This is a genomic window from Pseudooceanicola spongiae (assembly GCF_014899185.1).
GTDB classification, from domain to species: domain Bacteria; phylum Pseudomonadota; class Alphaproteobacteria; order Rhodobacterales; family Rhodobacteraceae; genus Pseudooceanicola; species Pseudooceanicola spongiae.
Genome location: NZ_CP045201.1, coordinates 2,122,360 through 2,145,676, shown reverse-complemented (window position 1 = coordinate 2,145,676; position 23,317 = coordinate 2,122,360). Strand labels below are relative to the sequence as shown.

Genomic DNA, 23,317 nt, shown 5'->3' with positions numbered 1-23,317 from the left:
GGGCCCGGTCATCGACCGGGCCTTATTTCACATAGGAGGTCGCCTTGGAGTGGCTCACTGAACACAAGATTCCCGTAGGGGACTGGGCCAGCGATTTCTTCGACTGGCTGCGCGACAATTTCTCGGGCGTCGTTGATGCGCTCGCCAATGGTGCGGAAAAGCTGATCGACGGGCTGCAATGGATTTTGCAGACACCGCATCCGCTGGTCATCATCGCCTGTTTCGTCGCCCTGACATGGGTGCTGCAACGCAACTGGAAGACCTGCCTTTTCGTGGCACTGGGGTTCCTGTTCATCATCAACCAGGACTACTGGGAGGCAACGACGCAGAGCCTGACGCTGGTGATCTCGTCCTGTATTGTCTGCATGGCCATAGGGGTGCCCATCGGCATCGCCGCCGCGCACCGGCCGCGCCTTTACGCCTTCATGCAGCCCGTGCTTGACCTGATGCAGACGCTGCCCACCTTCGTCTACCTGATCCCGGCCATCGTCTTTTTCGGCATCGGCATGGTGCCGGGCCTGATCGCGACCGTGATCTTCGTGCTGCCCGCGCCGATCCGGCTGACCTACCTCGGGGTGTCCTCGACGCCCACGCCGCTGCTTGAGGCGGCCGAGGCCTTTGGCGGCACCCCCAGCCAGACCCTGCGCAAGGTAGAACTGCCCTATGCTCTGCCGCAGATCATGGCCGGTCTGAACCAGACCATCATGCTGTCGCTCTCCATGGTCGTGGTCGCCGCGCTTGTCGGTGCTGACGGTCTTGGCGTGCCTGTCGTGCGCGCACTGAACCAGGTGAACACCTCCCTCGGGTTCGAGAGTGGGTTCGTCATCGTTGTCGTGGCAATCATCCTTGATCGCATGTTGCGTATCGGAGGCCGGAAATGAGCGAACAGATGTTTGACAAGAAAGCCCCGGCGGTCGAATTCGACAATGTTTCGATCGTCTTTGGGGACAAGCCCGAAAGGGCTCTGCCGCTGATGGACGCAGGGCAAAGCCGCAGCGAAATCCAGAAGGAAACCGGCCAGGTGCTGGGCGTGCACAACTGCTCGCTCTCGGTGGAGGAGGGCGAGATCCTCGTCCTCATGGGTCTGTCGGGGTCGGGCAAATCGACCCTGCTGCGCGCCGTCAACGGGTTGAACCCCGTGGTGCGCGGCTCGGTACGGGTGACGACGCTCGGCTCGACGCTGGATGCGGCCAAGTGCAAGGGCGAGGACATGCGCAAGCTGCGTCGTCAGATGGTCGCGATGGTGTTCCAGCAGTTCGGCCTGCTGCCTTGGCGCAACGTGGTCGACAACGTCGCCCTCGGGTTGGAGCTTTCGGGCATGTCCAAGGCGGCGCGCGAAAAGAAGGCGCGTGAGCAGCTGGATCTGGTCGGCCTGACCGACTGGGCCGACAACAAGGTGTCCGAACTTTCGGGCGGCATGCAGCAGCGTGTCGGCCTGGCCCGCGCCTTTGCGACCGAAGCCCCGATCCTGCTGATGGACGAACCCTTCAGCGCGCTCGACCCGCTGATCCGCTCGCGCCTGCAGGACGAACTGCTGGAGCTGCAACAGAAGCTCAAGCGCACCATCGTCTTCGTCAGCCACGACCTGGATGAGGCGTTCAAGCTCGGCAACCGGATCGCGATCATGGAGGGCGGGCGCATCGTGCAATGCGGCACCCCGCAGGACATCATCGCCAACCCGGCCAATGCCTATGTCGAGGATTTCGTGACGCACATGAACCCGCTGAACGTGCTGCTGGCCTCGGACGTCATGTCCAAGACTCTGGCGCAGCAGGCGAGCGTTCAGGTGCATCCCGACACGCCGGTCAATGATGTCATCCAGACCCTGTCTGGCGGCACCGATATCATCGGCGTCAAGGACGGCGAAACCGACCTCGGCTCGATCACCAATCAGGACATCATCTCGGCGCTGCACGCCAAGAACTCCTGACCACGACACCAAAAAGCCCCTGTCCCGGTCATACGGGGCAGGGGCTGTTCACTGCAGCGAAGATCAAAGGCTCCCTTTCGGGGGCCTTATTTCTTTTTATTGATGCTCAAAGGGGTCTGACCCTTGGAAAAATCAGCCACCGCGACGACCTTCTCCTTGGCCTTCTTCGGTTTCTTGATTTCTTTGTTGCTGCGTTGTTTGTCGCCCTTGCTCATGTCCCGTATCTCCTGAAAGCTGAGTGCAGTTTCATCGTGGTGATCGGCTGTGAGACCCGCGCCGTGCGGGTTGGGGGCGGCGTACCGCGCTGCCCCCGGTAAAGGCGTCGCTCAGAGCATGTCGTTCATGTCGGACATATCATGCCCGGAAGATTTCTTTGCGACTTTTTCGGCGACCATCGCTTCGGTGGTGATCAGCAGACCAGCGATCGAGGCCGCATTTTCCAGCGCGATCCGCACGACCTTGGTGGGGTCGATGATCCCGGCCTTCAGCATGTCGCCATAGGTTTCGGTCTGGGCGTCAAAGCCGAAGCCCTCGGTGGTGGACTCCATGACGCGCGCGGCAATCACCGACCCGTCAACACCGGCGTTTTGCGCGATCTGGCGCAGCGGGGCCTGAATGGCGCGACGCATGATCTTGATGCCCGCGTCCTGATCGGCGTTGTCGCCTTTCAGCTCGGCCAGCGCACGCACCGCGTGAACCAGCGCAACACCGCCGCCCGGAACCACACCTTCCTGAACGGCCGCACGGGTCGCGTTCAGCGCATCGTCGACACGGTCCTTGCGTTCCTTGACTTCGATCTCGGTCGAGCCGCCGACCTTGATCACGGCAATCCCGCCCGACAGCTTGGCCAGCCGCTCAGACAGTTTTTCCTTGTCGTAGTCAGAGGTGGTGTCTTCGATCTGCGCGCGCAGCTGGGTGACACGCGACGCAATCGCGTCCTTGTCGCCCGCGCCGTCGATGACGGTGGTGGTGTCCTTGGTGATCGCAACTTTCTTGGCCGTGCCGAGCATGTCGAGCGTGACATTCTCCAGCTTGATGCCCAGATCGGCCGAGATCACTTCGCCACCGGTCAGGATCGCGATATCCTGCAGCATCGCCTTGCGACGATCGCCAAAGCCGGGGGCCTTGACGGCAGCGACCTTGAGGCCACCACGCAGACGGTTGACGACCAAGGTCGCCAGCGCTTCGCCGTCGATGTCTTCGGCAATGATCAGCAGCTGTTTGTCGGCCTGAATGACGGCCTCCAGCAGCGGCACCATAGCCTGCAGCGACGACAGTTTCTTTTCGTGCAGCAGGATCACGCAATCATCCAGCTCAACGGTCATCTTCTGAACGTTGGTGATGAAGTACGGGCTGAGGTAGCCACGGTCGAACTGCATGCCCTCGACGACCTCGGTGGTGGTCTCAAGGCCCTTGTTTTCCTCGACGGTGATGACACCCTCGTTGCCGACTTTCGCCATGGCATCGGCGATCTGCTGGCCGATGGCGCTGTCGCCGTTGGCCGAAATCGCGCCAACCTTGGCGATCTGATCAGTGCCGCCGACGGGGCGGGACATGGATTTGACTTCGGCGATGACAGCGGCAACAGCCTTGTCGATGCCGCGCTTCAGATCCATCGGGTTCATGCCGGCCGCAACGGCCTTCATGCCCTCTTTGACGATGGCCTGCGCCAGAACGGTGGCGGTGGTGGTGCCATCGCCGGCTTCGTCATTGGTGCGCGATGCGACTTCACGCACCATCTGCGCGCCCATGTTCTCGAACTTGTCGGCAAGCTCGATTTCCTTGGCAACCGAGACACCGTCCTTGGTGATCCGCGGCGCGCCGAAGGATTTGTCCAGAACCACGTTGCGACCCTTGGGGCCCAGCGTGATCTTGACGGCATTGGCCAGCGTGTTGATGCCGCGCAGCATGGCGTCGCGGGCATCGGTGCCGAATTTGACTTCTTTGGCGGACATTATGAATGCTCCTGAAAATGATTGATCGACGTCGGAAAGGGCGGCCTCAGGCGAGAATGCCGAGGATGTCGCTTTCCTTCATGATCAGCAGCTCTTCGTCGTCCAGCTTGATCTCGGTGCCCGACCATTTGCCGAACAGGATCTTGTCGCCAGCTTTGACGTCCATCGTGATGCGCGCGCCGGACTCGTCCTTCGCGCCAGCACCGACCGAGACGACTTCGCCTTCTTGCGGTTTTTCTTTCGCGGAATCGGGGATGATCAATCCGCCTTTGGTTTTTTCTTCGCCTTCAATGCGGCGGACAAGAACACGGTCGTGCAGGGGGGAGAATGACAAGGGAAACGCTCCTTTTCGAGATTTCCTGAGGTGATAGCTATATCGTGAATGAGGTCTGGCACTCTGTCTGTGAGAGTGCCAATGCATCAGAGTTAGCGATTGCCACGCGCCACGGCAATGGGGCACGGCGAATATACTTTGGCGTCGTTGGGGCGCAGCCGAGCCTAGCGGCCCTGCAAGGGTACGAACTTGCCCAGAATGCCATTGATCAGCTGCGCCACGGCGCGGTGCATCTGCTGATCGGCATCGGGTTTGGCGGCATTGGCATGGGTGTCGGCGGCATCGCGCAGGATGCCCTCGATCTCGCGCTCGGGCAGGACGGCGTTGTCCCTCAGCGCCAGCAGCATCGCTTCGCACAGCGACAGGGCCGCGATTCCGGCATGATCTCTGCGTTCTGGCATCTCGTGTTGTCCTTCCCGGCGATTGATGATCAGGACAGGGGGACCTGCCTGAACTAGGCCAACAGTCTGTCAGGAAACCTGCTATACCGGACTGATCGAGAGCAGCACGCGCCATCGCCTTTATAACGTCCCCCCTTTTCAGGAGGCTCGGTCGAGCGCCATGGATAGCACCCCACTGACCCGCAAACTCAAAGCCTTCGTCGCCCTGACCTCGGTCGAACTTGAGGTGCTGGAGCGTCTGCACCAGCGCCGCCGCGTCTTTCACGCCGGCCGCGATCTGGTGCATCAGGGGCAAAGCGAACAGGCCGCGTATATCCTGTCCGAGGGCTGGGTCTGTTCGTACAAGCTGCAGATGGATGGCTCGCGCCAGATCGTCGATTTCCAGATCCCGGGCGATTTCCTCGGGTTGCGCAGTGTGTTGCTGCACACCTCCGACCACAGCGTCGAGCCGATCGGCGAGATTGTCGCGGCCGAAGTGCTGGTCTCCGATCTGCTGGCCGCCTTCGCCCAGACGCCCCGCCTTGCCACTGCGGTCCTGTGGGCCGTGTCGCGGGACGAGGCGATGGTCGTGGAGCACCTTGTCGGGCTGGGGCGGCGCGACGCCGATCAGCGCATGGGGCACTTCCTGCTGGAACTCGGCGCGCGTCTGAAGCTGGTGGGGCTCGGCACGCGGGCGGGATACGATTGCCCGCTGACGCAATACCATCTGGCCGATACGCTGGGCCTCAGTGCCGTGCACGTCAACCGCGTGCTGCGCCGCCTGCGCGAAGCAGGGTTGCTGACCTTCCGCGATGGCCACGTCACCTTCGACGATTACGACGGTCTGGTCGCGCTGGCCGATTTCGACCCCGCTTATCTGGATCACACCGGGCCTCTGCTGAAATAACCCCTACCGCCACCGCCGCGGCCGCAGGCCGCAAACCCACACCGTTGCGGCCAAAGGCCGCAAACGCATTCCTTCGCCCTAACCTGGATCAGCCCCGGCGCAATCTCGCCATGTTAGGTCTTGGGGAAGATCTGGCGCTGCACGCGCTCCACCACCAGTCATGGCGTAGAGGAGAGGGACATGCGGACTTCCAGAACATCGGTGACGTTTGCACACCCCTTTTCCTTGCAGGGCGCTCCCGGCACTTTTCCCGGCGGCACTTACGAAGTTGTCATCGAGGAAGAGCAGCTGCAGGGCCTCTCCTTCGAGGCCTGGCGGCGCACGGCAACCTTCCTGACGGTGCATGGCAAGGGCGGTCACGCCCGGCGCAGCGAATGGCGCGAGATCTCCGAAACAGACCTGGACGCGGCGCTTAGCCGTGACCGAGCATTTTCCGATGCAAGCGAAGCGGCGCTTCCCCCGCAGGAGAACTTTTGAATGAACACTCCCGAATGGCTGAAACCCGGCATCTATGGTGCCATCGTCGGTGCCGTAGCGATTGGTATCGTCGGATTTTCATGGGGCGGCTGGATGACCGGCAGCAGCGCAGACGAGATGGCCAGTGAAATGTCCCACAGCAGCGTGATCAGCGCGCTGGTGCCTGTTTGCCTCGAAAAATCGGCCAACGACAGCGACCGGTTCGCCAAGATGGCCACGATCCGCGAAGCTTCGACCTACAAGCGCCGCGATGCGGTGATGGATGCGGGCTGGGCCACCATGCCGGGCTCCGAATCCGCCGACCGTGATCTGGCGCAGGCCTGCCTGTCCGATCTCAAGATCGACGCCTCCTGATCCCTAGGGGCTGCGGCGGGGCACCCCCCTCGCCGCGGCCACGCATCGGCGCAGACCTGCTGTTGCTGCGCAGACCGCCGCGATCCCCATTGCCTTCCTGCGGACAGACGGCCACTCTGACCCGTTCATGCAGCAGGGGCACACCATGACTGAATTGGAAAAGATGCAGGCCGGCCTTTGGTACAACAGCCTTGGCGACGAGCTTGAAGATCTGCGCACCGCCGCCCGCGCCGCGGTGCATGAACACAACATGACCCACCCCGGTGGGCGCGGAGAGATGGCCTCGGCCCTGCGCGATCTGCTCGGCTCGGTCGGGGATGGCTGTTTCATCGAAGCGCCGTTCCATTGTGCCTACGGCTTCAACCTGCATATCGGAACCGGAGTCTATCTGAACGCGGGCGTCACCATTCTGGACACGGCCCCCGTGCGCATCGGCTCGCGCACCTTGATCGGCCCGAATGTGCAGATCTACACCCCCCAGCATCACGGCGACGCGGCCCTGCGCGCGGCAGGGCAGGAGATCGGCTATCCCGTGACTATCGGCACCGACACCTGGATCGGCGGCGGCGCGATCCTGTTGCCGGGTGTCAGCATCGGCGACGGCGCGATCATCGGGGCAGGGGCCATCGTCACCCATGACGTGCCCGCCGGGGAAACCTGGGTCGGCAACCCGGCGCGCCCGATATCCGACTGAGGACCGGGCCATGCGTTAACGCTTGTCTGGCCGGGCAAAACCACACCGCCCGGATACCGTTCAGATACCGACGCAATACCGACATCGCGATTTCAGGCTCTGTGGCCATTAACCTTACGGCGGGCGGTGCTGAAACTCAGCGTTGATGGGCCTCTCGCGGCTCTGTCTCCAGATGCTGCGCGGGCTGAAAGCGGTGTCCGGGGCGGTCGATCAGATCGGCCCCATGGCTCTGGCGGCGATGCACGAAAGTGTCGGTTGCTTCAAAGACCGGCGCGTCGCCCTCGGGCCAGCGCGCGGCCCAGGTTGTCACCTCGACGCGCTCGGCACTGACCTCCAACATATTGAAAGTGTTCAGCTCTCCGCGCAGGCGTGTCGAAAGCCCGGTGCCCGCCTGCACGCAGAGCAACCCCGGCGCGGCGGTGAAAGGCGCGGTTGAGGCGGTGTGCAAATGCCCCGAAAGCACGACATCGACGCCGCAGTTTTCCAGCGCCTGCAGTGCCTTGCCGCCGCCCTTCATCGGGCGTTTGTCGACCTCGGGGCCATGCTCCAGCGGGTGATGCAGCACGGCAACCCGCAGACGAGACGAGGCATCTTCAAAGCTGCCACAGACCCGCTGCACCGTACGTTCGGCGAATTTACCACTCTGCCACGCAAACCTGTTAACCGTGTTCACGCCAACGACCGAGATTTCACTGTCGCGGAACCCCGGCTCCAGATTACGGTTGATATAGCGCTTGTACCGCGAGAAGGGTTTGAAAAACCTCATGAAAAGGTTGTCGAGCGGCGTGTCGTGATTGCCCGGAACGCCCAGCACAGGGGCCTTGATCCGGGCGACGAAGGCCTGCGCCTGCTCGTACTGCGAAATCCTTGCGCGCTGCGTGAAATCGCCCGAAATCACCACCAGATCGGGGTCCAGCCGGTGGATCACCTCCAGCAGAGGCGCCTCCAGTTCGGGTGAGGTGCGGCCAAAGTGCAGATCGGAAAGATGCAGGATGCGCCTCATGCCGGGCCATCCTTTGGCAGCACAATGGTCAGCTTTTCGTCGGACATCTTGAACTCGAAGGGACTGTAATCACGGGTTTTTTCGCCGTCAAACGCCACCAGAGCCCGGCGCTTTGCGGTCTCGACCGTGACGTCGCTGGCGCAGATCAGTTCATAGTCGCGGCCCTCGCGCATGCTGCGTGTGACCAGCCGCCAGGCGAGGGCGAACAGGTCGGCGCGCGTATCGCCAAGCCCGACCAGCATGGCGAATTGATCACGGTGGATCGCCTCGCCCCCGGTCAGTCCGAATCGCTCCAGCTGAAAAGCGGAGCGTGCAACGAACAGCAGCGGCGTGCGGCGGTCCATCTTCTTGCCGTCAGCGGAGATGGTCAGCTTCATAGGGCGTTGAAATTGCAGAAAGGTTTTAACCACGGACCAATGCGCCATCAACCGGCGGCGGCCCCAGCGGGCATAGACCGTCTCGCGCTCCTTCAGGATCGCGGGGTAGATGCCGAGGCTGGCGTTGTTCAGAAATACCCGGTCGTTCACCATGCCGACGCTGATGTCGCGGGTGTAGCCGGCCAAAATCGCCCTCGCGGCCTCTTCTGGATCTTCGGGAAGGTTCAACCCGCGGGCGAAATAATTGAATGTTCCCAAGGGCAAGACGGCCATGGCGCAGCCGGTGCCGAGCATGGAGGAGGCGATGGCCATGGCGGTGCCGTCCCCGCCTGCGGCGACGATCAGACGGGCTCCGTCGTCGATGGCGCTGCGCACAAGGGCGTCCAGATCCTCTTTCGGATCCCAGTGGCGCAGCTCGGCCTTGTCGGCCCCAAAGACCGCCAGCGCACGGTCAATCGCCTCGGCGTCACGGGCATTGGTGCCGGACTTGCGGTTGGCGATGATCGTGATGGGCCCCTCAATCGCGGTAGATGTAGTGGGCTCAGTGGCTGAGATATCCATATCTCGTGGGGTGTCTCCGTTCGGCTCTGCAATCGCGTTCATCTGTTGCTCCGGTCCCTTGACCCTGGTCCGGCGGTTGTACCGGTCCCTGTTCACGAACCCAACGCATCAGATCACGGATTTGTTGCGCCTGAAAATCAGGTGTTTTGCAGGAAGAGGGCCGATTTGGGCGGCGGTGTGAAATGGCGGCCGCCCAAGGCGAAGATATCGCAAAATTGCGATGTCGGTATCCCGTCGGTATTTGAACGGTAACTGAACGGTGCGAAAATCAGACCTTGGTGCGGGCTGAGGTCGGATCGTAGAGCGGCTTGAGCGAGGCCTCGGCGGCGTGCCGAACACCTGCGATCTCGATCTGGTAGGAGGAGGCCAGAAGATCCGCCACCGCCTCACCCGCGCAGGGCACATAGCCGAGACCAACCGCGCCCCCCAGCGTATGACCATAGGCGCCAGAGGTCAGGTAGCCGACGACCGCGCCGTCGCGCAGGATCGGTTCGGCGTGATAGAGCAGCGGCGCGGGGTCACTCAGGCGGAACTGCAGCATTCGCGAGGACAGTCCGGAGTCTTTCTTGCGCAGCACGGCGTCGCGGCCGATAAAGCTGGGCTTGGCCGTTTTTACGGCAAAGCCGAGGCCCGCTTCGAGGACGTGATCCTCTTGCGTGATGTCGTGGCCGAAGTGGCGAAAGCCCTTCTCGATCCGGCAGCTGTCCATCGCGTGCAGGCCGCAGAGGGTCAGGCCGAAGGCGCCGCCGACCTGCAGCAGATGCTCCAGCACATGGGTGGCCTGATCGGTGGAGATGTACAGCTCCCACCCCAGTTCGCCGACGTAGGAGACGCGGTGCGCGCGGGCCAGCCCGAGGCCGATCTCGATCTGTTGCATGGTGCCGAAGGGGTGGGCCTCGGTCGACCAGTCGTGCCAGGGGGCGGCGGCCTGCAGCAGGGCGCGGGCGTTCGGCCCCATGACGCAGAGCACGGCCTCCGACGCGGTGGCGTCAAAGAGAGAGACGGCAAAATCGCCGCGATGGCGGGTCATCCAGCTGAGGTCGCGCACGGTGGTCGCGGCGGGGGTGACGACCATATAGCGCGTCTCGGACAGGCGGGTGACGGTGACGTCGGCCTCGATCCCGCCGAGGGGGTTGAGGAACTGGGTGTAGACGATCTTGCCGGTGGGCACGGCCATCTCGGCACCGCAGATGTGGTTCAGGAAGGTTTCCGCGTCGCGCCCGTCGACGAGGATCTTGCCGAAGGAGGTCATGTCGTAGAGGCCGACATTTTCGCGGATGGCGCGGTGTTCAGTCGCGGAATTGTCGAACCAGTTCTGCCGTTTCCATGAATATTCATAGGCCGGAGTCTGACCGGGGGCAGCGAACCAGTTGGCGCGCTCCCACCCCGCCGTTTCTCCGAAGACGGCGCCACGGGCGGCGAGCAGATCGTGGAACGGAGCGCGACGTAGTCCGCGGGCGGTGGCCTTCTGGCGGTAGGGGAAGTGGTCGGCGTAGAGCAGGCCGAGCGTTTCTTTGGCGCGCTCCACCAGATAGGTGCGGTTGCCCATGAAGGGCTGCATCCGGCGGATATCGACGTCCGACAGGTCAAACGGCGGCTGGCCGTGTTCCATCCAATGCGCCAGCGCCATGCCCGCGCCGCCCGAGGACTGGATGCCGACCGAGTTGAAGCCAGCAGCGACGTAATAGCCGCGCACCTCGGGCACCTCGCCGAGGTGGTAGGCATCGTCGGGGGTAAAGCTTTCGGGACCGTTGAAGAAGGTGTGGATACCGGCGCTTTCCAGCAGGGGGACACGGGTGATGGCTTTTTCGAGGATCGGCTCGAAGTGGTCGAAATCCTCGGGCAGCTGGTCGAAGCAGAAGTCCTTGGGGATGCCGTGCATGCCCCAGGGTTTGGAGACAGGCTCAAACGCGCCGAGCAAGATTTTCCCGGCGTCTTCCTTGTAATAGGCGCATTCGTCGGGCACCCGCAGAGTCGGCAGCTGGGTCAGGCCGGGGATCGTCTCGGTCACGATGTAGAAGTGTTCGCAGGCCTGCAGGGGGACGTTGACGGCGTTCTTGCGGCCCAGTTCGGCGGCCCACATACCGGCGCAGTTGACGACGAAATCGGTGGCGATGAAGCCGGTCTCCTGCGTGCCGTCCTTTTGCCATGAGACGCCGGAGACGGCGCGTTGGCCGTTGCGCGTGGTCTCGTGGACCTGGGTGACCAGCATATGTTCCAAGGTGTGGGCGCCGCGCATCCGGGCACCTTTGGCGAGTGCGAGGGCGATGTTGCCGGGATCGCCCTGACCGTCCTTCGGGACGTGGACGGCCCCGGCGAAACCGGTCGTGTTGAGGTGAGGATAGAGGGCCTTCAGGTCAGCCTCGGACAGCTGGTCGACCTCAACCCCGAAGGCGCGGGCCATGGAGGCCTGACGGAAGATCTCCTCCCGGCGTTCCTCGGTCAGGGCCATGGTGATGGAGCCGTTGCGGCGGAACCCGGTGGCGACGCCTGTCTCGGCCTCCAGCTCTCCGTAGAGCTCTTGTGAGTATTTGCTGAGGCGGGTCATGTTCTTGGTGGCGCGCAGCTGAGCGATCAGGCCGGCGGCGTGCCATGTGGTGCCGCTAGTGAGCTGCTTTCGCTCCAGCAGAACGACGTCGGTCCAGCCGAGCTTGGCCAGGTGATAGGCGACAGAGCAGCCGGCGATGCCGCCGCCGATGATGACGGCGCTGGCCTTGGTGGGGATGGTCATGGTGGGGTCTCCGCGCCCTTGCGGGCGGATTGGTCTGGGAAAGGGGGCGTCAGGCGGATTGGGCGCTGCGCGGAAGGACGGTGCGGGCGGCGGCGACCACGGGGTCATGGGCGCGGTGGCAGGCGACGGCGTGGTCGGTGTCGTTCGCGATCAGTGTCGGCATGACGCGATGACAGATGTCTTGCGCATGGGCGCATCGCCCGGCGAAACGGCATCCCTTGGGCGGGTTGATCGGGCTGGGCGGGTCGCCTTGCAGACGGATGCGGCTGGCGGCGGTGTGGGGCGAGGGCACGGCCGAGATCAGCGCGTGGGTATAGGGGTGCATCGGCGTGGTGAAGAGGTCGCGGCGCGAGGCGATCTCGACAATCTTACCGAGATACATGACCGCTATGCGGTCGCACAGGTGCTGCACGACGGCGAGGTCGTGGCTGATGAACAGGAACGACAGGCCGAGGTCGGCCTTGAGACGCGCCAGAAGGTTGAGGATCTGCGCCTGAATGGCGACGTCGAGGGCCGAGACGGGCTCATCACAGACCAGCAGTTTCGGCCCCGTCGCCAGCGCCCGGGCGATGCCGATCCGCTGGCGCTGACCGCCGGAGAACTGGTGCGGAAACAGCGCCTTCTGATCGGGGCGCAGGCCGACAAGGGCGAAGAGCTCATCCACGCGGGCGTCGCGCTGGGCTGGCGTGCCGATCTTCAGCAGATCGAGGGGGCGGCGCACGATGGCCCCGGCCCGTTCGCGCGGGTTGAGCGAGGCATAGGGGTCCTGGAACACCACCTGCACATCGCGGCGGGCGTCCTTCAGTGCGGTCCCCTGCAGGGCGGTGATGTCGCGCCCGCTCAGCCGGATCTGGCCGGAGGTGATCTCGGTCAGGCGGGCACAGGCCATGGCGGCTGTGGTCTTGCCCGAGCCGCTTTCCCCGACAAGCCCGAAGGCGAGGCCCGCGGGCAGAGAAAAAGACAGCCCGTCGACGGCATGAACCGCCTCTCCGCCCGGCAGCGGGAAATGGACCTTGAGGTTTTCAACCTCGAGAACTGGAGCGGTCATAGGGCGTCCTCGGTTTCCAGCCAGCAGGCGACGGCGCGGCCGGGGGCGCGGGTGCTCAGGGCCGGGGTTTCGGTGTGGCAGCGGGGCTGAACCCCGGCGCAACGCGGCGCGAAGGCGCAGCCTGGGCGGCCAAGGTCCTTTGGCGCGGGCACCACGCCGGGGATTTCAAACAGCGGAGCGGGGTGATCCTGCGGTGGCAGGCTCAGCCGGGGGATGCAGCTGATCAGGCCTCGGGTGTAGGGGTGACGCGGATCGCCGAGAAACTCCGTGACCGGGCCTTCCTCGATCTTGCGGCCCGCGTACATCACCATGACGCGGTCGGTCATCTGGGCGACGACGCCGATGTCGTGGGTGATGAGGATGATCGCGGCGTCGATCTTTTGCTGAAGCTCTTGAAACAGATCGAAGATCTGCGCCTGCACGGTGACATCCAGCGCGGTTGTCGGCTCGTCCGCGATCAGGATCTTCGGCTCGCACACCAGCGCGATGGCGATCATGACGCGCTGCCTCATGCCGCCCGACAGCTGGTGCGGATAGTCATGGGCGCGTTTCGCAGGCGAGGGGATGCCGACGAGGGCCAGCATCTCGACCGCGCGGGCCCAGGCCTTGGCGCGGGTGAGGCCGAAGTGGGCGCGGGCGGTCTCGGCAATCTGTTCGCCAATGGAAAACACCGGGTTGAGCGAGGTCATGGGTTCCTGAAACACCATCGAGATATCGTTGCCGCGCACGGCGTTCAGGCGGGCCTGAGACGCCTGCACGAGGTCTTCGCCCTGAAACAGGATCTGCCCGCCCGAAATGCGCCCCGGGGGCGAGGGCACCAGTCCGATCAGCGACAGGGCTGTGATGCTTTTGCCGCAGCCGGACTCGCCAACGATGCCGAGGATTTCACCGGACGAAAGGTCGAACGACAGGTCGCGCACCACGGGGATGTCCTGCCCGCCACTGCGAAAGGAAATCTCAAGATTGCGGACGGAGAGGAGGGGGGTGGTCATCAGCGCTGCCTCAGTCTGGGGTTGAAGGCATCGTTCAGCCCGTCACCGACAAGGCTGATCGCCAGCACGGTGAGGAAGATGCACAGGCCGGGAAATGTGACGCCCCAGGAGCTGTCGAGGATATAGGGGCGGTTGTCACCGATCATGCGGCCCCAGCTGGTGGCGTTGGGATCGGACAGGCCGAGGAAGGACAGGCCGGCCTCGAACAGGATTGCCGAGCCGATGCTGAGGGCGGCGACCACGATCAGCGGCGGCGCGGCGTTCGGCAGAATGACGCGCCAGATCAGCCGCGCATTGCCCGCCCCGATGGAGCGTTCGGCCTTGACGTAGTCCATCTCGCGCAGGCGCATGAACTCGGCCCGGGTCAGGCGCGCGGTCGAGGTCCAGGAGACGAGGCCGAGGAGATACTCGGACTGGCCCGGTGGCGTCAGCGGCATCCAGACCATCTCACGCGGCGAGACGGTATAAAGCAGGGGACCGAAGAGCGAGACGGTGAAGATGAGGCCAAGGATGGCAAGGCCGAAGACGGCGGCGTGGTTCTGGCGGAACATGGCCCAGGCCTGGCGTCCGGGCGAGACGGGGGTGGGGGCGTTCAGGGGCGCTGAGGTGATGTCGCTCATCTGGCTTTGATCCTCGGGTCGATGCGGCGGTAGACGACGTCGGTGAGCATGTTCATCACGATGACCATCAGCGCCGAGAAGAACAGGATGCCCAGCAGGGTGGGGGTGTCGCGGCGCAGGATCGATTCATAGGCCAGCGTGCCGAGGCCGGGCCAGGCGAAGACCGTCTCGACCAGCACGGCACCAGAGATGACCTGCCCGAACTGCAGACCGGCGAAGGTGACGACGGGCAGGATGGCGTTGCGCAGGGCGCGTTTTTCAAAGTCCGGCTCAACCGCGGCGGCGTCCAGCAGGGCGTCCATATCGGGGTTGCAGTAGCCCTCGGTATTGGCCCAGATCACCGGTTTGATGTTGTCGCAGTCGAAATGACGCTGCACGCCGATGGTCGGGTCGGGGTAGTTGAACGAGCCGTTCATCGTCGCGTCATAGTCGAAGGCGGCGATGCGTTTGACCCATGTGCCGAAGTCGGGGGCCTTGCGCAGCTCGACCGTGATGTTCAGCTTGGCCAGCTGCGCCTGAATATATTCGGCCATGGGCACATGCGCCTGGGGCGCCCAGCTCGGCACGTCGAGGGTGAAGGCAAACCGCGTGCCGTCCGCGCCGACGGGATAGCCTGCCTCGTCCAGCATCTGCGCGGCGAGGTCCATGTCGGGGGCGTACATCGGCACGTCAGCACTATAGAAGGGGTTGCCGGTGTGCAGCGGGCCGGTGCCGGGCACGGTGCGGCCGCCAAAGATCACCTTGGACAGGAAGCCGGTGTCGATGGCATGGGCCAGCGCCTCGCGCACTGCATGGTCGCTGAAGGGGGCGTTACGCAGGTTCATCTCAAGGTAGTGGACATAGCCGATGGCGTCGTAGCCCTCGGTCGTGACGTTGACGCCCTTGGTCTTTTCCAGACGGCTGGCATCGTTGGGGCGCAGGCCGGCGAAGGGGGCATAGTCGATCTCGCCCTTCTCCAGCATCAGCACACGGGTCAGCGGGTCCTTCACAACCGGAAAGACGATCTTGTCGAGGTGCGGCTTGCCGGGCAGGAAGAAGTCGTCGTTCTTGACCAGAACCAGACGTTCGGCTGGGGCATTCTCGGCCACCTTGAAGGGGCCGGAGCCGACGACGTTTTCCATGTTGCGCGGGTGGGTCTTGAGGGGCTGACCATCGCCGTAGACATGCTTTGGCAGGATCGGCATCAGCAGTGGTTGAAAGGCATACATCAACCCCGGCACCGGCTGGCTGAGATGCAGCACGACCGTCGTGTCATCGGGCACGTCGATCGAGGCGACATTGCCGAACATCGCCGCGCCGAAGGGATGGTTTTCGCGCACGGCCTCAAGCGAGAATTTCACATCCTCGCCCGTGATCGTGGTGCCGTCGTGGAAATGCGCGTTTGGCGTCAGCGTGAAGGTGACGGTCAGCTGGTCGACCGAGACGGTCCAGCTTTGCGCGAGGTAGGGCTGGATCGCGTAGTCCGCGCCGACTGTCATCAGGCCCGCGAAGATCTGCGAGCCGGGCACGCCGGTTGCCGCGCCGGACTGCACGGCAGGGTTCAGCGTGCGATAGCCCGAGGTGAACATGTTCAGCGTGCCACCGTCTTGGGCATGGGCTGCGGGGGCAAAGCTGAGGGCTGCGGCAAGGGCAAGTGGCGCCGCGCCGCGTAACGATCTGGAGAGATGTGCAAGAATTGGGGTTTTCCTGTTGGCTGGACGGCGCGGGGTCTTTTTGGTGAAAATTTGCCCCTGAATTTTCATGAGACTTGCGGGAGAATCGAAATAATGCAACAAAAATTTCACCAATGCGAAATTTGACGGGAAAAAATCGATGGCGGCGAAGAGCACGGGCAAACGGAAACAGGCGCAGGCCTATGGCGAAGGCTCGACCCTGCCAGCGGGGCGTCAGATCAGAGAGCTACGGCGCGCGCGGGGGCTGACGCTGACGGATCTGGCCGGGGCGATTGGCCGCTCTGTCGGGCATCTGAGCGAGCTTGAGAGGGGTGTCAGCCCGATCACGCTGGACACGCTGGATAAGATTGCGCGCACGCTCGACGTCTCGATCAGCTGGTTCTTCTCTGCTACTGCCGCTGAGGAATCGCCCGAGAGCGACTTCGTGGTGCGGCGCGGCAACCGGCGGGAAATCAACCTCAGTCAGGCGGGGGTACGCGAGGAGCTGCTGTCGCCGCATCTGACCGGCGGGCTGGAGATGGTGATGACCACCTTCGCCCCCGGTGCCGGCACCGGCGAGGAGGGACGCGAGCGCAAGGGCGAGGAGGGCGGTTTCGTCGTCTCGGGCCAGCTGGAGCTGAAGATCGACGGGCAGACGCTTCTGCTGGAGGCGGGCGACAGTTTCCAGATGACCGCGACGGGTCGACACTGGTGCCGCAATCCCGGCGCGGTGAACACCGTGATCGTCTGGTCGTTCAGCTCAGCGAATTTCTGACAGGGATCACTGCCGCAAGGGGCCTTTGCTATGTCCGAGATCACCGTTTTCACTGCCCGCAAGATCCGCACCATGACCGATGCGATGCCGGAGGCCAGCGCGGTCGCGGTGCGCGACGGGCGCATCATCGAAGTCGGCACGCTGGAGACGCTCGCGCCCTGGCTGGCAGCGCATCCGCACCGGATCGACCGGCAGTTCGAGGGGCATGTGCTGATGCCCGGCTTCATCGACCCGCATCTGCATCCCACTCTGGGGGCGATGCTGCTGCCGTGCCACTTCATCACCGCGATGGAATGGGTGCTGCCGGATCGGACCTGCGCGCCGGTGACCAGCCACGCGGCCTACCTTGCCCGGCTGGCCGAGGTGGTGGCGGGCGAGGGGGCCAGCGACGAGATCGTTGTCACCTGGGGATTTCACCGCATCTGGCACGGCAATGTCGACCGTGCTGCGCTGAATGCGATCTCGGCGACGAAGCCCATCTTCGTCTGGCAGCGCTCGTTTCACGAGATCATTGCCAATGACGCGGCGATCGCATGGCTTGGCGCCGCGCGCGAGGATCTGGAGCGGCATCCTCAGATTGATCTGGAGACGGGGCGGTTCTACGAGACCGGGCTGGCGATTGCGACGCAGGCGATGAACAAGGTGCTGCTGGCGCCGCAGCGCTATATGCGGGGTCTCGATCTGGTGAAGCGGGCGGTGCACCTCGGCGGGCATACCACCATCGGAGAGCTGGCCTATCCGCTGATGAACGACGCGCTGGAATGGCAGGTGCTGAGTACGACGCTGGACCGGCCCGACACGCCGTTCCGCATGAAGATCGTCCCGCGCGCCCTGCAGCGGGGCAGTTTCAGCGGCGATCCGGCCGAGGACGTGGCGCGGGTGGCCGGGTTCGCCGGGCGCAGCACCGACAAGCTGTTCTTCGGCAACAGCGTCAAGCTGTTCACCGACGGAGGGTTCTTTGCCGAGCTGATGCAGATGCGCGATCCGGGCTTTATCGACGGGCACCACGGCGAATGGCTGATGGCCCCCGAAGCGTTCGAGGCCCACGCCCGTGCCTTCTGGGCCGAGGGCAAGCAGATCCACGTCCACTGCACTGGCGATCTGGGGTTGGAGTTGGCGCTGGAGGTCTTGCAGAAGCTGCAGGACGACAAGCCCCGCTTTAACCACCGCTTCACGATTGAACATTTCGGGGTCTCCAGCCCGGAACAGGTGCGCCGGATCAAGGACCTCGGCGCGATTGTCTCGGCCAACGTCTATTACGTGCATGAATTGGGCGAGGCCTATTGGCAGGCCTCGATCGGGTATGAGCGCGCCTCGCAGATGGCGCGGCTTGGCGCGGTGGAGCGGGCAGGCATTCCCTTCGCGCTGCATTCCGATTTCACCATGGCCCCGGCGATGCCGCTGAATTCGGCCTGGGTGGCAGTGAACCGGATTGCGGAATCCGGCGCGGTGCTGTGCCCTGAGGAGCGCGTCAGCCTGCGTGCGGCGATGCGCGCGATCACCATCGACGCGGCCTATGTGCTGGGGATGGAAGACGAGGTCGGCTCGATCCAGGCTGGGAAGAAGGCCGATTTCACCGTGCTGGAGCAGGACCCCTGGGAGGTGGCGCCCGAGGCGCTGCGCGATATTCCGATCTGGGGCACGGTGTTCGAGGGCACGCCGTTTCCGATTGCACGATGAGCGGGCGCATTCCGGTCACGGTGCTGTCGGGCTACCTCGGCTCCGGCAAGACGACGATACTCAACCGGGCGCTGGCGGGCGATCACGGGGTGCGGCTGGCGGTGCTGGTGAATGACTTCGGCCCCGTCAATATCGACGCCGCCCTGATCCGGGCCAGTGGCGAGAGGGTGGTGGAGCTGTCGAACGGCTGTGTCTGCTGCTCCATCGGGGACGATCTGGGCGAGACGCTGAGCGCGATTGCCGCCTGGGAGGACCCGCCCGAACGCCTGATCCTTGAGGCGAGCGGTGTGGCCGACCCGCGCCGGATCGCCATGGCGGCGGGGCATTGGCCGGGCTTTACGCTGGATGCGGTGCTGGTGGCGGTCGACGCCGAGACGGTGCAGGCGCGGGCGCGCGACAAGTTCGTCGGGTCGTTGATCACCGCGCAGTTGCGCAGTGCGGATCTGCTGGTGCTGACCAAGGGCGATCTGGTCGGGGCGGGGCATCCGGCGCAGGTGCGCGACTGGCTGGGCGAGACATGCGCGGGCACGGGCGTGGTGCGGGCCGATGCTGGCGATCTGCCGCTGGATCTGCTGTTTGGCATCAGCGGGCACGGCACGGCTGTTGCGCCCGAAAGCCATGTGCATTTCTCTACCGCGCTTTGGCAGCCGGAGGGGCCGGTCGATCTGGATCGGTTGCGCGCGCTGCTGGAGGGGCTGCCGCCCTCGGTGCACCGCGCCAAGGGCGGCGTGCACGACGCGGCCACGGGGCAGGGCGTTCTGGTGCAATGTGTCGGGCGGCGCGTCAGTCTGACTTTGTCGCCGCCGGACATCACTGGGTTGGTGCTGATTTCAACCGGCGATGCGGTGACGCTTGAGGCGGTTGTCGTGGGCTTGCAGGCGGCCTGCGTCTAAGGCGGCGGAGGTTTGCCCGGAGCTGAGGGTTGTAGCGCGTTGCGGCCGTGCGGTGCTGCGACTTGCCTGTAAACGGGCGATTCCATTGCGTCGTCGCAAGGTTTGCGTCACCTTGGCCTTGTAGAGAGTGCCGGCGATGAACGGATCATCGCCAGAGTGGGGGCGTGTGCAGGCCTTGGACGACGAAAAATTCGCTCTTGCCGGAGAACTCGCGCTTGGCCTTCTGCAGGGGCAGGAGCGTCAGGATGCATTGCATGAGCTGAACATCGATCCCGAGATGCGCGCCGCCGTGCGGGCCTGGGACGAGGACTTTGTCGCCTGCTTCTTCTCCGCGGTCCCGCTGGAGGAGGCCCCTGCGCAACAGGTCTGGAGCAGGATCGAGGCCGAGCTGTTCACGCTGCCACCCGTCCCGATGTGGAAGCGCCTCTTGCAGGAGGCGAAAGACCCGCGCAACCGGGGCGTCGTCATGGCGCTGGCACTGGCCAAGCTGGCCCTGCTGATCTGGATACTCTACCTGTTCGTCTAGAGCCCTACCGCGCGGCGCTGAGCGTGGCCGGGTCAAACACCCGACCGATATAGACCACGATGAACAGCGTCGAGAAGATCGTCGCGACCAGAGCCACCGCAAGGATGGTGATATGGCGGTCAAGCCCCTGCGACAGCGCAAAGGCGGCAATGGCGACGAGCGGTATATGCAGGAATGCGGCGCAAACGATCTGCAGGCGCCGCTTTGCTTCGGTGTTTGTCATGCGATCCCCCTGTTGGCCCTTCTGGTTTGAAGTGCTGACGTCTCATTTAGCCCCGGATGGCCTGTCGGGCCAGTCTTTGTGCGAATGGATCGCTTCTTCGCGGTGATTTCGCGGGCGGTCAGGGGAGGTAGAGTGCGGAGATCAGTCCTGAGGGGGAGGTCTGTGTCCAGGCGCATGGTCTTGAAGAGTGGGTTTCGGCGAGTTTAGGTATGCGCGGATTTGCAATCCATCTGATAATCAAACGATATCAATGGGTAGGCGTTTCAAAACAGCTATCGACAAATAGGGAACATAACCGGAAAGTTTCAAAAGGCGATATCGCCAAAACAGAGGTCCGCCACGATGCGCTGGTGGCCAAAATTCACGTTTTCAGGCGAATTTGGAATGCCTGCCAAATCGCTGGCAGGGACCGATTTTCGAGACATAGATTGCCTTCGTTTCGAGCGCATCGGCGGTCTGGTCTGAGCCCGAAGCTGCCGAGGCTGAAATTTTCAGAAAGCTTGGCTTGCTGGTAAATATGACATTGATATTGTCAAGTTGACATGCACAATGTCGATATGAACGCAAAACCATTATATGATCTAGTTTGGGCGTCACGTCCCCTGATGCAGGCCGCGGAAGCATGTGTCGAGAGAGGGCTCGTCGATACTGCCCTGACCGTCCGGATGCGTGCCGTTCTGGAAATGCTGCTCGCGCACGGCGAACTGGCAGTCCCCGATATTGCGGAGAAGCTCGAGATCAAACGACAGTACGTCCAGCTGATGGTGAACGAAACCTTGGCTTCGGGGTTCACGACCCAACGGCCAAATCCCCGACACAAGCGATCCTTCCTGCTGGCTCTGACAGATCAGGGGCGCGCAGTGATCGAAGGCATCATGCAGAAGGAAATGGATGTGATGAAAGACATCGCAGCCGACTTCAAAGACGAAGATGTTTCAACAGCCTTGAGGGTGGTTCAGGCCGTCATGACGAAGCTGAAGGCGAAGGCAGAGGAACAGACATGGTGATCGTTTACTTGCTTGGTGCGCTGGTGCTGTCCGCCGTCGCTTGGCTGTCTTGGGGGATCATGCGCATCGGCGCGATCAGTCGCGGCAAGCCGATTGGCGACAGGACTGGAACGGCATTGCTGCTCATCGACCTTCAGTCCGTCTTTTGGGATCACGGCCCATACTCAGATGCAGCGAAGGCGGCCGCCAGAGATGTCATTCTTGACGAAATCAAAGCTGCAAAGTTGAACGGCCTTCCGATTGTTGCCGTCCGCCAGGAATGGTCGATCCCCTCGACCAAGGCCGTTGCCAGGATGGCGATGAAGGGGCAGGCGCTGGAAGGCACGGCTGGCACCGAGGTGGCCGAGCCGTTTGCCGGGCATGCTGATCACGTCCTTATAAAGCGGGTGCAGGACGCTTTTGAGACAGGGGAACTCGATAGGCTTTTTGAAAAGCTGGGGGTTGGCAAGCTGCGCATCGCTGGGCTGGACTTCAACTATTGCGTCCTGAAAACGGCATTTGCCGCTCGAAACAGGGGGTACGCCGTTACGATCATCAAACAAGGCACCTTGTCTGCGAAACCGACCGAACAGGCAGAACAACGCGTGTCGTCACATGGGGTTTCGCTGCACTGATCCCTTGGTGTCGGGAGATAGCAGGCGCTCATGTGAACGTCTGGGACAGCAGGTTTGCCTGCATGGCCCTCGCTCTTTCCTGCGTCGTGAACGATGGGAAGCCTCACATCTTGCCGCAAGTATGAACGCCTGTTGCCGCAAGTATGAACGCCTGCTCTGCGCGAAACCCTCAGATCACTGAAACCCCCTGCCCAGAGGGCGCCAAGACAGAGTGGCGAGGATTAGCACACCGAGCGCAGCAACCAGAAAAGGCATTGTCAGCGCGGTTTCGCGCCCAAACAAATCCTCCGCCAGAGTCACGATGCCTCCTGACGCGACCAATCCAAGCGGCATCATTCCCCACGCGAAGAGGCGGTAGACGCTGTTGACCCGCCCCCTGATCTCATCAGGCACGACGCGCTGGCGATAGGATATGGAAAGCGTATTCCATACGATGCCGCTGAAATAGAAGATGAACATCGCGCCAGCGACAGTTGCCGGCCAGGGTGCCATCGCGATGAGCATAAACATCGGCGCAGCGACCATGTTCATCCGTTGTGCCAACACACCGGGTGGCAGAGATCTCCTGAGCGGTGCCACGGCGATACCCCCGACGACGCCACCGATTGCACCGACTGCGAGAATGAGCCCGTACGTGGTGGCCCCCGCTTTCAGGTTCTCCTGCACATGCAGGACGAGCGCGATCAGAGCCATCTGCGTAAAGAAGGTCCAAACCCCCGTGATGAGCACGAGCACTCGCAGCATCGGGTGGTGGACAACGAAGCGAAAGCCCTCGATCAATTCCGCGCGCCACTCCCGCCTCCTGCCGGTTTGAGACGGCGGCTTGAAGGTTCCCGACACTGATCTGGTCAACAGAGCGGCAAGTAGAAAGGCGAGCGCGACCATCAAGAAGGGTGACGGAAGAAACAGCGTCATGAGGAATGCCCCGACGGCTGGACCGGCCATCTCGTTCCCGACGGTCTCGATGCTTCCCAACAGGCCGTTGGCCCGCTCCAGACGCTCACGGGGCACGATAGCGGGCAGCATGGACTGAGCGGCGTTGTCTCTGGCGACCTCGGCGCAGCCTATCAGCAGCCCGAGCCAGAGCAGGCTGGTATAGAGCGTGTCGGTGTCCCCCGTCGCAGGCACCGGCAGTGGCAGACTCAGGAAGAGGGCCCCACCTGCAATGCCATAGGCCGTCGCGCGGATCAGATCGCAGACCACGATGAGGCGCTGTCTGTCCATGCGATCCGCCAGAAGCCCCGACGGCAAGGCAAACAGTACCCAAGGCACCCGCAACGCGGCAGGCAGGACCGCGATCCAAAGCGGGTCTCGTGTCAGCAACGATGCCGTCCACGCCCACGCGACGACAGCGATCCCATCGCCAAGATTTGCAAGTCCGACAGCCGCACAGAACCGCGCGAAAGCGCCTGTCTGCTCAGCCTTTGAAGCGGCCTCAATCGCAGCCTTTGTCACCTTTTCTCTCCTGGCAAGACTAAACCCGCAGTCTCGATACGACCTCAACCTTGGTTCAGGTCAAGCGCGAAGGATGCAGAGGTGTCGGGTGGACGGACAGCCGGCGATTTTGCAAAACGCAGGGGCGTT

Annotated in this window: 25 protein-coding genes; 12 read left to right on the top strand and 13 right to left on the bottom strand. The window is 63.4% G+C overall.

Going from position 1 to position 23,317, the window contains the following annotated elements:
- Positions 1–44: 44 nt before the first annotated feature.
- Positions 45–881 carry a choline ABC transporter permease subunit gene (gene choW, locus F3W81_RS10150; RefSeq protein WP_193083459.1) on the top strand — a complete coding sequence of 279 codons (837 nt, stop codon included), beginning with the start codon at positions 45–47 and terminating at the stop codon, positions 879–881.
- Positions 878–1,930, top strand: a complete 1,053-nt coding sequence (gene choV, locus F3W81_RS10145) for a choline ABC transporter ATP-binding protein (protein WP_193083458.1) — start codon at positions 878–880, stop codon at positions 1,928–1,930. Before choW ends, choV begins: the two co-directional genes overlap by 4 nt.
- A gap of 86 nt (positions 1,931–2,016) precedes the next feature.
- On the opposite strand, the gene F3W81_RS21030 is transcribed toward choV, so the two are convergent.
- The 4 genes from F3W81_RS21030 to F3W81_RS10130 all read right to left on the bottom strand — a co-directional run bounded on the left by F3W81_RS21030 (position 2,017) and on the right by F3W81_RS10130 (position 4,620).
- On the bottom strand, positions 2,017–2,145 hold the full coding sequence (locus tag F3W81_RS21030) for a hypothetical protein (RefSeq protein WP_264298906.1): 129 nt from the start codon (positions 2,143–2,145) through the stop codon (positions 2,017–2,019).
- Between the two features lie 111 nt (positions 2,146–2,256).
- A complete protein-coding gene (groL, locus tag F3W81_RS10140) occupies positions 2,257–3,885 on the bottom strand; it encodes a chaperonin GroEL (protein WP_193083457.1) in 1,629 nt (542 codons plus the stop codon).
- A gap of 46 nt (positions 3,886–3,931) precedes the next feature.
- A complete protein-coding gene (locus tag F3W81_RS10135) occupies positions 3,932–4,219 on the bottom strand; it encodes a co-chaperone GroES (RefSeq protein ID WP_193083456.1) in 288 nt (95 codons plus the stop codon).
- Positions 4,220–4,383: 164 nt separating this feature from the next.
- Positions 4,384–4,620 carry a hypothetical protein gene (locus F3W81_RS10130; RefSeq protein ID WP_193083455.1) on the bottom strand — a complete coding sequence of 79 codons (237 nt, stop codon included), beginning with the start codon at positions 4,618–4,620 and terminating at the stop codon, positions 4,384–4,386.
- Between the two features lie 160 nt (positions 4,621–4,780).
- On the opposite strand from F3W81_RS10130, the gene F3W81_RS10125 reads away from it, so the two are divergent.
- The 4 genes from F3W81_RS10125 (at position 4,781) to F3W81_RS10110 (ending at position 7,031) form a co-directional block, all read left to right on the top strand.
- On the top strand, positions 4,781–5,506 hold the full coding sequence (locus tag F3W81_RS10125) for a Crp/Fnr family transcriptional regulator (RefSeq protein ID WP_193083454.1): 726 nt from the start codon (positions 4,781–4,783) through the stop codon (positions 5,504–5,506).
- Between the two features lie 180 nt (positions 5,507–5,686).
- Positions 5,687–5,983, top strand: coding sequence for a hypothetical protein (locus tag F3W81_RS10120; RefSeq protein ID WP_193083453.1), 297 nt, complete (start codon positions 5,687–5,689; stop codon positions 5,981–5,983).
- The gene (locus tag F3W81_RS10115; RefSeq protein ID WP_193083452.1) at positions 5,984–6,337 is read left to right on the top strand and encodes a hypothetical protein; all 354 of its coding nucleotides are present in this window, start codon (positions 5,984–5,986) and stop codon (positions 6,335–6,337) included.
- Positions 6,338–6,482: 145 nt separating this feature from the next.
- A complete protein-coding gene (locus F3W81_RS10110) occupies positions 6,483–7,031 on the top strand; it encodes a sugar O-acetyltransferase (RefSeq protein ID WP_193083451.1) in 549 nt (182 codons plus the stop codon).
- Between the two features lie 136 nt (positions 7,032–7,167).
- On the opposite strand, the gene F3W81_RS10105 is transcribed toward F3W81_RS10110, so the two are convergent.
- The 7 genes from F3W81_RS10105 to F3W81_RS10075 form a co-directional block, all read right to left on the bottom strand.
- Positions 7,168–8,034 carry a metallophosphoesterase family protein gene (locus tag F3W81_RS10105; protein WP_193083450.1) on the bottom strand — a complete coding sequence of 289 codons (867 nt, stop codon included), beginning with the start codon at positions 8,032–8,034 and terminating at the stop codon, positions 7,168–7,170.
- The gene (locus F3W81_RS10100) at positions 8,031–9,014 is read right to left on the bottom strand and encodes a diacylglycerol/lipid kinase family protein (protein ID WP_226941943.1); all 984 of its coding nucleotides are present in this window, start codon (positions 9,012–9,014) and stop codon (positions 8,031–8,033) included. Before F3W81_RS10100 ends, F3W81_RS10105 begins: the two co-directional genes overlap by 4 nt.
- Positions 9,015–9,240: 226 nt before the next feature.
- On the bottom strand, positions 9,241–11,703 hold the full coding sequence (locus tag F3W81_RS10095) for a GcvT family protein (RefSeq protein WP_193083449.1): 2,463 nt from the start codon (positions 11,701–11,703) through the stop codon (positions 9,241–9,243).
- A 49-nt stretch (positions 11,704–11,752) separates the two neighbouring features.
- Entirely contained in the window at positions 11,753–12,751 is a 999-nt protein-coding gene (locus F3W81_RS10090) for an ABC transporter ATP-binding protein (RefSeq protein WP_193083448.1), read from the bottom strand.
- Positions 12,748–13,743, bottom strand: a complete 996-nt coding sequence (locus F3W81_RS10085) for an ABC transporter ATP-binding protein (RefSeq protein WP_193083447.1) — start codon at positions 13,741–13,743, stop codon at positions 12,748–12,750. The genes F3W81_RS10090 and F3W81_RS10085 overlap by 4 nt, the downstream gene beginning before the upstream one ends.
- Entirely contained in the window at positions 13,743–14,363 is a 621-nt protein-coding gene (locus F3W81_RS10080; protein WP_193083446.1) for an ABC transporter permease, read from the bottom strand. The genes F3W81_RS10085 and F3W81_RS10080 overlap by 1 nt, the downstream gene beginning before the upstream one ends.
- The gene (locus F3W81_RS10075) at positions 14,360–16,105 is read right to left on the bottom strand and encodes an ABC transporter substrate-binding protein (protein WP_193083445.1); all 1,746 of its coding nucleotides are present in this window, start codon (positions 16,103–16,105) and stop codon (positions 14,360–14,362) included. The genes F3W81_RS10080 and F3W81_RS10075 overlap by 4 nt, the downstream gene beginning before the upstream one ends.
- Positions 16,106–16,175: 70 nt before the next feature.
- On the opposite strand from F3W81_RS10075, the gene F3W81_RS10070 reads away from it, so the two are divergent.
- The 4 genes from F3W81_RS10070 (at position 16,176) to F3W81_RS10055 (ending at position 19,889) form a co-directional block, all read left to right on the top strand.
- Positions 16,176–16,790: a helix-turn-helix domain-containing protein gene (locus tag F3W81_RS10070; protein ID WP_193083444.1), complete on the top strand. Its 615-nt coding sequence runs from the start codon at positions 16,176–16,178 to the stop codon at positions 16,788–16,790.
- Positions 16,791–16,820: 30 nt separating this feature from the next.
- Positions 16,821–18,470, top strand: coding sequence for an amidohydrolase (locus F3W81_RS10065; protein WP_193083443.1), 1,650 nt, complete (start codon positions 16,821–16,823; stop codon positions 18,468–18,470).
- On the top strand, positions 18,467–19,363 hold the full coding sequence (locus F3W81_RS10060) for a CobW family GTP-binding protein (RefSeq protein ID WP_193083442.1): 897 nt from the start codon (positions 18,467–18,469) through the stop codon (positions 19,361–19,363). The genes F3W81_RS10065 and F3W81_RS10060 overlap by 4 nt, the downstream gene beginning before the upstream one ends.
- 136 nt (positions 19,364–19,499) lie before the next feature.
- Positions 19,500–19,889 carry a hypothetical protein gene (locus tag F3W81_RS10055; protein WP_193083441.1) on the top strand — a complete coding sequence of 130 codons (390 nt, stop codon included), beginning with the start codon at positions 19,500–19,502 and terminating at the stop codon, positions 19,887–19,889.
- Positions 19,890–19,893: 4 nt separating this feature from the next.
- On the opposite strand, the gene F3W81_RS10050 is transcribed toward F3W81_RS10055, so the two are convergent.
- Positions 19,894–20,112, bottom strand: coding sequence for a hypothetical protein (locus F3W81_RS10050; protein ID WP_193083440.1), 219 nt, complete (start codon positions 20,110–20,112; stop codon positions 19,894–19,896).
- Between the two features lie 542 nt (positions 20,113–20,654).
- On the opposite strand from F3W81_RS10050, the gene F3W81_RS10045 reads away from it, so the two are divergent.
- Positions 20,655–21,119: a MarR family winged helix-turn-helix transcriptional regulator gene (locus F3W81_RS10045; protein ID WP_193083439.1), complete on the top strand. Its 465-nt coding sequence runs from the start codon at positions 20,655–20,657 to the stop codon at positions 21,117–21,119.
- On the top strand, positions 21,113–21,733 hold the full coding sequence (locus F3W81_RS10040; RefSeq protein WP_193083438.1) for a cysteine hydrolase: 621 nt from the start codon (positions 21,113–21,115) through the stop codon (positions 21,731–21,733). Before F3W81_RS10045 ends, F3W81_RS10040 begins: the two co-directional genes overlap by 7 nt.
- A 174-nt stretch (positions 21,734–21,907) precedes the next feature.
- Here F3W81_RS10040 and F3W81_RS10035 read toward each other — a convergent pair whose 3' ends face one another.
- On the bottom strand, positions 21,908–23,188 hold the full coding sequence (locus F3W81_RS10035) for an MFS transporter (RefSeq protein ID WP_226941942.1): 1,281 nt from the start codon (positions 23,186–23,188) through the stop codon (positions 21,908–21,910).
- Positions 23,189–23,317: the final 129 nt, after the last annotated feature.

Coding starts and splice junctions, on each gene's coding strand:
- F3W81_RS10045 (WP_193083439.1), top strand. CDS start 20,655: ATGCACAATGTCGATATGAACGCAAAACCATTATATGATCTAGTTTGG.
- F3W81_RS10125 (WP_193083454.1), top strand. CDS start 4,781: ATGGATAGCACCCCACTGACCCGCAAACTCAAAGCCTTCGTCGCCCTG.
- F3W81_RS10115 (WP_193083452.1), top strand. CDS start 5,984: ATGAACACTCCCGAATGGCTGAAACCCGGCATCTATGGTGCCATCGTC.
- F3W81_RS10120 (WP_193083453.1), top strand. CDS start 5,687: ATGCGGACTTCCAGAACATCGGTGACGTTTGCACACCCCTTTTCCTTG.
- F3W81_RS10075 (WP_193083445.1), bottom strand. CDS start 16,105: ATGAAAATTCAGGGGCAAATTTTCACCAAAAAGACCCCGCGCCGTCCA.
- F3W81_RS10060 (WP_193083442.1), top strand. CDS start 18,467: ATGAGCGGGCGCATTCCGGTCACGGTGCTGTCGGGCTACCTCGGCTCC.
- F3W81_RS10050 (WP_193083440.1), bottom strand. CDS start 20,112: ATGACAAACACCGAAGCAAAGCGGCGCCTGCAGATCGTTTGCGCCGCA.
- choV (WP_193083458.1), top strand. CDS start 878: ATGAGCGAACAGATGTTTGACAAGAAAGCCCCGGCGGTCGAATTCGAC.
- F3W81_RS10110 (WP_193083451.1), top strand. CDS start 6,483: ATGACTGAATTGGAAAAGATGCAGGCCGGCCTTTGGTACAACAGCCTT.
- F3W81_RS10090 (WP_193083448.1), bottom strand. CDS start 12,751: ATGACCGCTCCAGTTCTCGAGGTTGAAAACCTCAAGGTCCATTTCCCG.
- F3W81_RS10085 (WP_193083447.1), bottom strand. CDS start 13,743: ATGACCACCCCCCTCCTCTCCGTCCGCAATCTTGAGATTTCCTTTCGC.
- groL (WP_193083457.1), bottom strand. CDS start 3,885: ATGTCCGCCAAAGAAGTCAAATTCGGCACCGATGCCCGCGACGCCATG.
- F3W81_RS10065 (WP_193083443.1), top strand. CDS start 16,821: ATGTCCGAGATCACCGTTTTCACTGCCCGCAAGATCCGCACCATGACC.
- F3W81_RS10130 (WP_193083455.1), bottom strand. CDS start 4,620: ATGCCAGAACGCAGAGATCATGCCGGAATCGCGGCCCTGTCGCTGTGC.
- F3W81_RS10105 (WP_193083450.1), bottom strand. CDS start 8,034: ATGAGGCGCATCCTGCATCTTTCCGATCTGCACTTTGGCCGCACCTCA.
- F3W81_RS10070 (WP_193083444.1), top strand. CDS start 16,176: ATGGCGGCGAAGAGCACGGGCAAACGGAAACAGGCGCAGGCCTATGGC.
- F3W81_RS10080 (WP_193083446.1), bottom strand. CDS start 14,363: ATGAGCGACATCACCTCAGCGCCCCTGAACGCCCCCACCCCCGTCTCG.
- F3W81_RS21030 (WP_264298906.1), bottom strand. CDS start 2,145: ATGAGCAAGGGCGACAAACAACGCAGCAACAAAGAAATCAAGAAACCG.
- F3W81_RS10040 (WP_193083438.1), top strand. CDS start 21,113: ATGGTGATCGTTTACTTGCTTGGTGCGCTGGTGCTGTCCGCCGTCGCT.
- F3W81_RS10100 (WP_226941943.1), bottom strand. CDS start 9,014: ATGAACGCGATTGCAGAGCCGAACGGAGACACCCCACGAGATATGGAT.
- F3W81_RS10055 (WP_193083441.1), top strand. CDS start 19,500: ATGAACGGATCATCGCCAGAGTGGGGGCGTGTGCAGGCCTTGGACGAC.
- F3W81_RS10095 (WP_193083449.1), bottom strand. CDS start 11,703: ATGACCATCCCCACCAAGGCCAGCGCCGTCATCATCGGCGGCGGCATC.